General features: G+C 47.6%; 6 protein-coding genes and 1 pseudogene. 3 read left to right on the top strand and 4 right to left on the bottom strand.

What is annotated here, in order from left to right:
- Positions 1 to 101: 101 nt before the first annotated feature.
- Positions 102 to 722, bottom strand: a pseudogene (locus tag JGK22_RS31710) (aldo/keto reductase); the annotation flags it as partial.
- Positions 723 to 847: 125 nt separating this feature from the next.
- Here JGK22_RS31710 and JGK22_RS31705 point away from each other — a divergent pair.
- From JGK22_RS31705 to JGK22_RS31695, 3 genes are read left to right on the top strand one after another with little or no spacing between them, the layout of a single operon-like run.
- The gene (locus JGK22_RS31705) at positions 848 to 1,459 is read left to right on the top strand and encodes a DUF1802 family protein (protein WP_293193814.1); all 612 of its coding nucleotides are present in this window, start codon (positions 848 to 850) and stop codon (positions 1,457 to 1,459) included.
- Between the two features lie 54 nt (positions 1,460 to 1,513).
- Complete coding sequence (locus JGK22_RS31700; protein WP_293208343.1) at positions 1,514 to 1,720, top strand: hypothetical protein; 207 nt, start codon at positions 1,514 to 1,516, stop codon at positions 1,718 to 1,720.
- Positions 1,717 to 5,013: a PAS domain-containing protein gene (locus JGK22_RS31695; RefSeq protein ID WP_293314457.1), complete on the top strand. Its 3,297-nt coding sequence runs from the start codon at positions 1,717 to 1,719 to the stop codon at positions 5,011 to 5,013. Before JGK22_RS31700 ends, JGK22_RS31695 begins: the two co-directional genes overlap by 4 nt.
- 136 nt (positions 5,014 to 5,149) lie before the next feature.
- Here the strand turns inward: JGK22_RS31695 and JGK22_RS31690 are convergent, their stop codons facing one another.
- From JGK22_RS31690 to JGK22_RS31680, 3 genes are all read right to left on the bottom strand, one after another.
- On the bottom strand, positions 5,150 to 5,800 hold the full coding sequence (locus JGK22_RS31690; RefSeq protein ID WP_293186994.1) for an ABC transporter permease: 651 nt from the start codon (positions 5,798 to 5,800) through the stop codon (positions 5,150 to 5,152).
- A 41-nt stretch (positions 5,801 to 5,841) separates the two neighbouring features.
- Positions 5,842 to 6,585, bottom strand: coding sequence for an ATP-binding cassette domain-containing protein (locus JGK22_RS31685; protein ID WP_293186990.1), 744 nt, complete (start codon positions 6,583 to 6,585; stop codon positions 5,842 to 5,844).
- A 74-nt stretch (positions 6,586 to 6,659) separates the two neighbouring features.
- Positions 6,660 to 7,223: an NUDIX hydrolase gene (locus JGK22_RS31680; RefSeq protein ID WP_293233513.1), complete on the bottom strand. Its 564-nt coding sequence runs from the start codon at positions 7,221 to 7,223 to the stop codon at positions 6,660 to 6,662.
- Between the last annotated feature and the right edge of the window lie 454 nt (positions 7,224 to 7,677).

Raw genomic sequence — 7,677 nt, 5'->3', positions numbered from 1 at the left:
TGTGGTTTCTAGATTTTTTCTAGATTTAGTCTAGGTAGACTCTATTTCCCAAGTAGGCTCCTAAAGTAGGGAGCTACTTTCAGTAAGCATAGCATAAGTTTACTCAATATTCCTTGAGCTAGAGATGAATAGGCGATGATTGAGATATTATTTTCGGTACAGTAGGGCATGGCGTCTTTTTCTACCCAGCGCCAAAACAGAGAATAGGGCGGTTGTAAGCTGTCAATGCGTCCGTATTGGGCGGCTTCTGCTATTTGGGCGCGGGAAAAGTTGGAAACGCCGATCGCCCGAATCTTCCCCTGTTGCTTTAATTTGTTCAGGGCGTCCATGGTTTCGGCAATTGGTACGGCTTCGGAATTCCAAGTGCCGGCGGGCCAGTGGATTTGGTAAAGGTCGATATAATCGGTGTTGAGGTTTTTTAGCGATCGATCGCACGCTTCGACTACCAAATCTGCTCTGAGGTGGTTGGCAAAGACTTTGCTAGCATATACTACTTGCGATCGCACGTCTGAAAGTGCTTGACCGATAATTTGTTCCGAATGCCCTTCTCCGTACACCTCAGCCGTATCAAAGGTGGTAATACCGGCCTCAAAAGCGGCGCGCATGGCTTTGACAGTTTCGGCATCCTCAATTCCCACCCACATCCGCTTCCCAGCTTGCCAAGTCCCCATAATTATCGGGGTAATTTGAATTTCTGATGTACCCAATTGTCGCTTTTCCATACCCTAAGTCCTGATTTGGATTTTTAGTATTCACCCTCAATCTATCTAATTTTAACAGAAAAAAGTAGGTAGAGTAGCTTTGAATCAGCGATTTTGTTACTATTGTTAAAACCCAAATAAATCCTATGAAATCAACTACTCGCGCGCTGAAAGAATGGAATGTAGCTGTTAATGCTTTGGAAGGGGGCAGAACGATTGTGCTGTTGCGAAAAGGTGGTATTCGCGAACAAGCGGGACAGTTTAATGTCAGTGACAAGCAAGTTTTACTGTATCCAACTTTTGAACACCAACAACCTGATTTATTAAAGCCAGATTTTGCAAGTCAAGTAAAAACTGTAGAATCTGGTTGGCATCCGGAAACTATTAGAATTGGCAGTTGGGCTGAGATTACTGATGTTTTTTTGGTGGCTTGGGAACCAGCAATTAATGCGCTATTTCCCTACCATATTTGGAATGAAAAATTTGTCGGCGACCGCCTGAAATGGAAACAAAATCAGCCAATTTATATTTTATTGCTGCGGGCTTATCGCCTCGCAGAAACAGCCGAAATTCAGTACATTTCTGAATACGGCGGTTGTCGTTCTTGGATTGATTTGGCAAGTCCTATTTCTCTGGAGGGGAGTGAAGCTGTTTTAAGCGATCGAGAATACATTGCACGCTCAAATGAAATCCGCAATCTGATGGCGAATCCTCCGAACGCGGATGGTTTGCAGAAAATCACAACGCTGACGGTTTAAACTTTATGCACCTATAATTTGTTGCAAGTAGATAGAATGTATTGGTATTGTTGTATGGGTAGCCATGATGTGCTTTTTAAGCCTGTACAAAAAATAGACTTTCTGCGTTTGGCTGATGTTTTGCCAGTATCTGTTACAAATAGCTGTACGATCGCTCCGATGAATGTTCGTCAATTGAAGGGAAGCATCCAGGCTTTACACGATGGGTGCTGTGAAATTGCCATGAAGATCGATCGCGCTTGCAAGGAAGGTTTGCAATGAGTCAGATCCAGCGCACCGTCTTGATTGTCGATCGCAGCCCGGAAGACTGTCATAAGTACCGACAGTATCTGCTGCGCGATCGCGAGTACCAATACAAAATAATCGCAGCGCCGTTAGGGCAAGAAGGCTTGGCGCTGTGGGAACAACACCAGCCGGATCTGGTGTTGCTCGATAATCGGCTGCCAGATATGGACGGTTTGCAATTTATCGCCCAACTGCGAAGCAAAATAGTATCGCAGCGATATTTGCCTGTAATTGTGGTCGGAGTTGGGAACGAGACGATCGCAGTCGAAGCCATCAAAGCCGGCGCCCAAGACTATCTCATCAAAGAACAAATCGCACCGGAGAGTTTGCGGATGGCGGTGAAGGGGACGATCGACAAAGCGCAATTACACGCCAAGCTGCAACAAAACGAAGAACGCTTGCACTTAGCATTGAAAGCCGCTGGGATGGGTACTTGGGAATGGCAGATTCCTAACAATTGTGTGGTGTGGTCTAATCTGGTAGGGCCGATTTTTGGTCTACCGCTGGGAACTTATCCGGCAAGTTATGAAGATTTTATCGAACTCGTACATCCCGAAGACCGCGAGATAATTGGCGAGGCTATAACCACTACCCTTGAGACAGGGATTAGCTATGAAGTTGAATTTCGCGCTGTCTGGGCCGATGACTCGCTGCATTGGGTAGGCGCTAAAGGGCAACTTTACTATGACTGGGCTGGCAAACCGCTGCGGCTCCTGGGTACAGTAGTAGACCTCACTCAGTCTAAACAGGCAGAAGCAGAACGCCTGCAACAAGTGCAGCGAGAGCGGGCGATCGCCCTAATTGCCCAGCAAGTTCACCAATCGCTGGATTTAGAGCGCGTTTTGCAAACAACCGTAGAGGAAGTGCGACAGTTTCTCGACACGGATCGGGCGATCGTATTTCGTTTGCACTCAGATGGCGGCGGGACTGTGGTAGCAGAATCTGTGGGGCCAGACTGGCGATCGATCCTAGCTTCCCAAATCTACGATCCCTGTTTGGCAAGCAGTTATCTCGAACCCTACCGTCAAGGATTGGTGACGGCAAAAACAGATATTCATGATGGCTCGATCGACCCTTGTCACATCGAACTGCTGACTCAATTTCAAATCAGGGCAAATCTAGTCGTACCGATCCTGCACGAAAACCAGTGCTGGGGACTGCTGATTGTCCATCACTGTGGCGCCCCGCGCCTGTGGCAACCCTTAGAAATTGATTTGCTTCAGCAGTTGGCTCAGCAGGTGAGCATTGCCATTCGGCAGGCTGAGCTTTATCAGCAAGCACAACACGAACTGCAAGAGCGGAAGCGCACCGAAGCAATTTTACGGGAAAGCGAAGAACGCTTCCGCCAGTTAGCAGAAAGCATCGATGCTGTGTTCTGGATTTCCGATTACCCTTCGGGGCGAGTGCTTTATGTCAGTCCTGCCTACGAACGGCTGTGGGGCTTGAATCCCCAATCTTTGTATGATGACTCTCGGGTTTGGCAGGATTTAGTGCATCCGGAACACCGCGAATCGAACGCCCGAGCGTTTGAGCAGAAAGCTGTTGAAGGAAAGTTCGATGAAGAGTACCGGATTGTTTTGCCCGATCGCACTGTACGCTGGGTGAGAGACCGCTGTTTTCCGCTCAAAGATGAGACAGGAAAAATTTATCGGTTCACAGGGATTGCTGAGGATATTACCGATCGCAAACAAGCAGAAATCGCTTTGCAGGAAAGCGAGCGCCAGTTTGCGACTCTGGCAGAAGCCTCTCCAACAGCCATTTTCCGGTTTGATATTGACAATAACTGTCTCTATGTCAACCGCCGTTGGGGCGAAATGACAGGCCGATCGGTAGAAGAGGCCTTGGGGATGGGATGGGTGCAAACTTTGCATCCCGACGAATGCGATCGTCTCAGACGGGAATGGCTGGAGTGGTGTCAAAAACCCGAGCCCAGAGGAATTTACCAGAACGAAGGCAGGCACGTCCAGCCAGACGGCAGCATTACCTGGTACTACACCCAGTCGCTGCCCTACCTAGACTGTAACGGAACGGTGACTGGCTATGTGGGAACGCTGATCGACATTACCGATCGCAAACAAGCTGAGAAAGAGATCCGTCAAAGCGAAGAACGCTATCGATATTTAACGGAATCAATCCCACAATTGGTATGGACAGCAAACGTTGAGGGAGTATTGCTAGATGTCAACCAACGCTGGTTAGATTTTACGGGGTTGACGGTAGCACGAGCTCAAGCTGAAGGTTGGCCGGCAGTTGTCCATCCTGATGATGTCTCTACCATGGGCGATCGTTGGATGTCTGCTCAACAAGACGGCAGCCCTTATCAAGCCGAAGGTCGATTGCGCCGCTGCGACGGCGTGTATCGATGGTTTTTGCACCAAGCTATTCCCGTCAAGAATGAATCGGATCGAGTTGTCAAATGGTTTGGTACGGCAACTGATATTGAAGACCAAAAATGCTTGGAACAGCAGCGCGACAGTATTTTGCAGCAGGAAAAAGCTCTGCGCGCAGCAGCGGAAAAAGCTAACCGCGCTAAGGATGAATTTTTGGCTGTGCTTTCTCACGAATTGCGATCGCCCTTGAATCCGATCCTGGGGTGGGCGCAACTGCTGCAAAGTCAAGCCTTGAATGCGGCTCAAACTGCTAAAGCTTTAGACACGATCGAGCGCAATGCCAGATTGCAGACTCAGTTGATTGATGATTTGCTCGATATTGCGGGGATTATGCACGGCAAACTGAGCTTGAATCCCACCCCGGTGAATTTGAGTTTGGCTGTCGAATCTGCGATCGATACTGTGAAAACGGCAGCCGCTGCGAAGTCGATCGAGATTCATGCGATGGTGCCGGATCTGGGGCTGGTGTCTGGCGATGCGGTACGACTCCAGCAGATTGTCTGGAACTTGCTTTCTAATGCGATTAAGTTTACTCCTAACGGTGGCAGAGTGGAGATTCGGCTGGAGCGATCGGGCGTTAGCGGATCCCGCGCAGAGGATCGGGCGCTGATTGCCGTCAGCGATACTGGTAAAGGCATCCACCCTGACTTTTTGCTATCTATTTTTGATTCTTTCTACCAGGAAGATGTGTCTCTGACGCGCAAATATGGCGGGCTGGGATTGGGATTGGCGATCGTCCGCCATTTAGTGGAAGCACACGGCGGGACAATTGCTGCGGAGAGTGCGGGCGAGAATCAGGGATCTATTTTTAGGGTGAGTTTGCCGCTTTTAAAGGCTGAACCTGAGATGAATTTAGCAGAGGAAGTGCGATCGGCTTAAACATGGTACGTAGTTGCGCTTCAGCGCTCTTAAGGTACGTTGTTGCGCTTCAGCGCTCTCTTAATATATATAAGATCGGAGCGCTGAAGCGCAACTACATACCTTAAGATAGTGCACGATTTCAGCAATCACAAATTCAGTCATCTTTAACACCTTTCAATGTACTTTTCGAGAGACGCGCTTCCACGAAACCCAGCCCAAAATCCGCAGCTAAGGCCATCAAAGCCGCCGGAATTGCCCCAGCCAAAAGTAACTGATTGTTGACTGTAGCAACGCCCCGAAAAATAAAGACTCCCAAGCCACCTGCACCAATTGCCGCCGCAATAGTTGCTAGCCCGATCGCAATTACCGCAGCCACTCGCACGCCCGCCAGAATCACGCCCAGCGCCAGGGGAAGTTCCACTTGCCACAACAGTTGCATATCCGTCATTCCCATGCCTGTCCCGGCCATCACAATCGCCCGATCGACGCCGACAATGCCCGTGTAAGTGTTGCGGATAATCGGCAGTAGGGAATAGAGTGTCAGGGCGATGATTGCCGTGCGATCGCCTATTCCACCCAATACCGGCACCGGAATTAACAAGCCAAACAAAGCTAAACTAGGAATTGTTTGCATAATATTCGCAAATCCCAAAATCGGCTTTTTCAATTTGGGTTTTCTAGTAACTAAAATCCCCAGAGGAATTCCCACAATCGTAGATATAACAATCGCGACTATTACTAAATACAAGTGTTCCATCGACCTCTGAACCATCTCAGCACCATAGCGGTTAATAAAATTAATCATTGCGTAATTCATGATTGCTAACAGCATTCCAATTTAGCTAATTAAAAAGATTCCAAAAAGGCGCGAGCTTCTGGATGCTGAGATTTAATAAATTGATCCGGCGCGGCAAATTCAACCAATCGCCCATCTTGCATCAAACCAATTTTAGAGGCTAAAAAAAAAGCTTCTTGAATTCCGTGAGTCACAAAAATCACAGTTTTCCCTAGTTGCTGCTGTAATTGACGGAATTCCCGCTGCAATTCCAAGCGAGTAATGGGGTCTAAAGCACCAAACGGTTCGTCCATTAATAGCAGCGGAGGGTCTGCTGCAAGTGCTCTGGCGACGCCTACACGCTGCCGCTGTCCGCCGGATAACTGATGGGGATAGCGTTTGGCGAAGTGCTGGGGGTCGAGATTCAGTAATTCTAACAGTTGGTGGACGCGATATTTTATGCGATCGTCCTCCCAGCCTTCCAATTTCGGCACTAAACCAACGTTTTGCTCGACGGTAAAATGGGGAAACAAACCGATTTCTTGAATTACGTAGCCAATTTTTCGCCGCAGTTGAATTGAATCCCACTGAGTTGTCGGTTTTCCCATAACAAGCACTTCGCCGCTGCTTGGTGTCAGTAAATTGTTAATCAATTTCATGGTAGTAGTTTTGCCGCTACCGCTGCGTCCCAGCAATACTAATACTTCTCCTTGCAGCACTTTGAAATTGAGTTTGTCTACTAAATGTCTGCGGTTGAGCCGATATGTAACGTCGAGGCATTCGACAGCAACTTCATGATTATTGACAGGTATCATTAGTTTCGGTGATGTTGGTTTTAAGAAATCGTTAATCGGCTAGTGTCGCGGGAGCATCCCCTAAATCCTAAATCCTAAATCCTAAATCTAAAATCATCTTGGTTTTGCCATTCTAGCAACAATGCTCGACATTGGAGGCAAGTTAATTTTTTGAGCAAGTCGCGAATTCCATCGGGGGTGACAGGATATGCAGCACCGATGAGTTCGGGGTTTACTGTGGCTGTGGGGTGCAATTCTGCTACAAAACCGTAGAGTTTTTGATTGGAGAATGAACTGTTGATTTCCCAGCCTGTGGTGTTGATTGGTTGGATGCGGGCGATCGCACTTTCTGTCACGCCTAGTTCTTTTTTGATTATAGCTGGAACTGCGGCTGCTGGTGTTGTGGCTTCTGGTACGCGACCGCCTGGAAAGTCGAGGGTTGCTGCTGCTACGCCGGCGCGATACATCGGTGAGGGCAACAGCAATTTGTCAGCTTGAATTGTTAAAATTACAACGGAATCTGCTCTTTCTACTCGCCAATATTCGACTATTTGTCCTTCGGTTGTTTCGAGATGTTCGCCAATTAGTTTTACCCAATGAGAGTTGATTTCTACAAATCTATCTAGGGTTTTCCAGTGAGATTTTTCGGTTGGGTTCATGTTGACAGTTGACAGTTGACAGTTGACAGTTGACAGTTGACCGAAGCAAGAAGGAAGTTCGGCAACGGATTGTGAAACGGATGTAAAGGATGTAAAGGATGGAAGGAATAAGGAAGAGGCAATAAGGAAGAGGGAACCTCATAACCGTCTTGGCGGTTGCTGTGAATTAGATGTTTTTTGCTATGGTAATCGATCGCTGTCGATCGCCCAAATATTCGATCGGTCTTTTCAGCTTTGACCCGATTTTTCGATCTAGATTGTAAATTTTTGCTACAATAGCACACAGAACCCAAGAAAATTCAGTATCATAGACTACATAATCTAAGTTGATCTGCGCCTTTGGTGATGAGTTGTTGAAACCGCTCGTAAAAACATGGACAAAGCTACCCAAAAGTAGTCAATGTTAGACATCTACGTTAGTAATTTTAGTCCACAGTCCTAAAACTACAGGAAT

The sequence above is a fragment of the Microcoleus sp. PH2017_08_TRC_O_A genome, assembly GCF_020738665.1.
Taxonomy (GTDB): Bacteria; Cyanobacteriota; Cyanobacteriia; order Cyanobacteriales; family Microcoleaceae; genus Microcoleus.
The sequence above is the reverse complement of the archived record's forward strand: the minus strand, read 5'-3'. Positions and strand labels throughout refer to the sequence as shown.

Coding starts and splice junctions, on each gene's coding strand:
- JGK22_RS31695 (WP_293314457.1), top strand. CDS start 1,717: ATGAGTCAGATCCAGCGCACCGTCTTGATTGTCGATCGCAGCCCGGAA.
- JGK22_RS31690 (WP_293186994.1), bottom strand. CDS start 5,800: ATGATTAATTTTATTAACCGCTATGGTGCTGAGATGGTTCAGAGGTCG.
- JGK22_RS31685 (WP_293186990.1), bottom strand. CDS start 6,585: ATGATACCTGTCAATAATCATGAAGTTGCTGTCGAATGCCTCGACGTT.
- JGK22_RS31680 (WP_293233513.1), bottom strand. CDS start 7,223: ATGAACCCAACCGAAAAATCTCACTGGAAAACCCTAGATAGATTTGTA.
- JGK22_RS31700 (WP_293208343.1), top strand. CDS start 1,514: ATGGGTAGCCATGATGTGCTTTTTAAGCCTGTACAAAAAATAGACTTT.
- JGK22_RS31705 (WP_293193814.1), top strand. CDS start 848: ATGAAATCAACTACTCGCGCGCTGAAAGAATGGAATGTAGCTGTTAAT.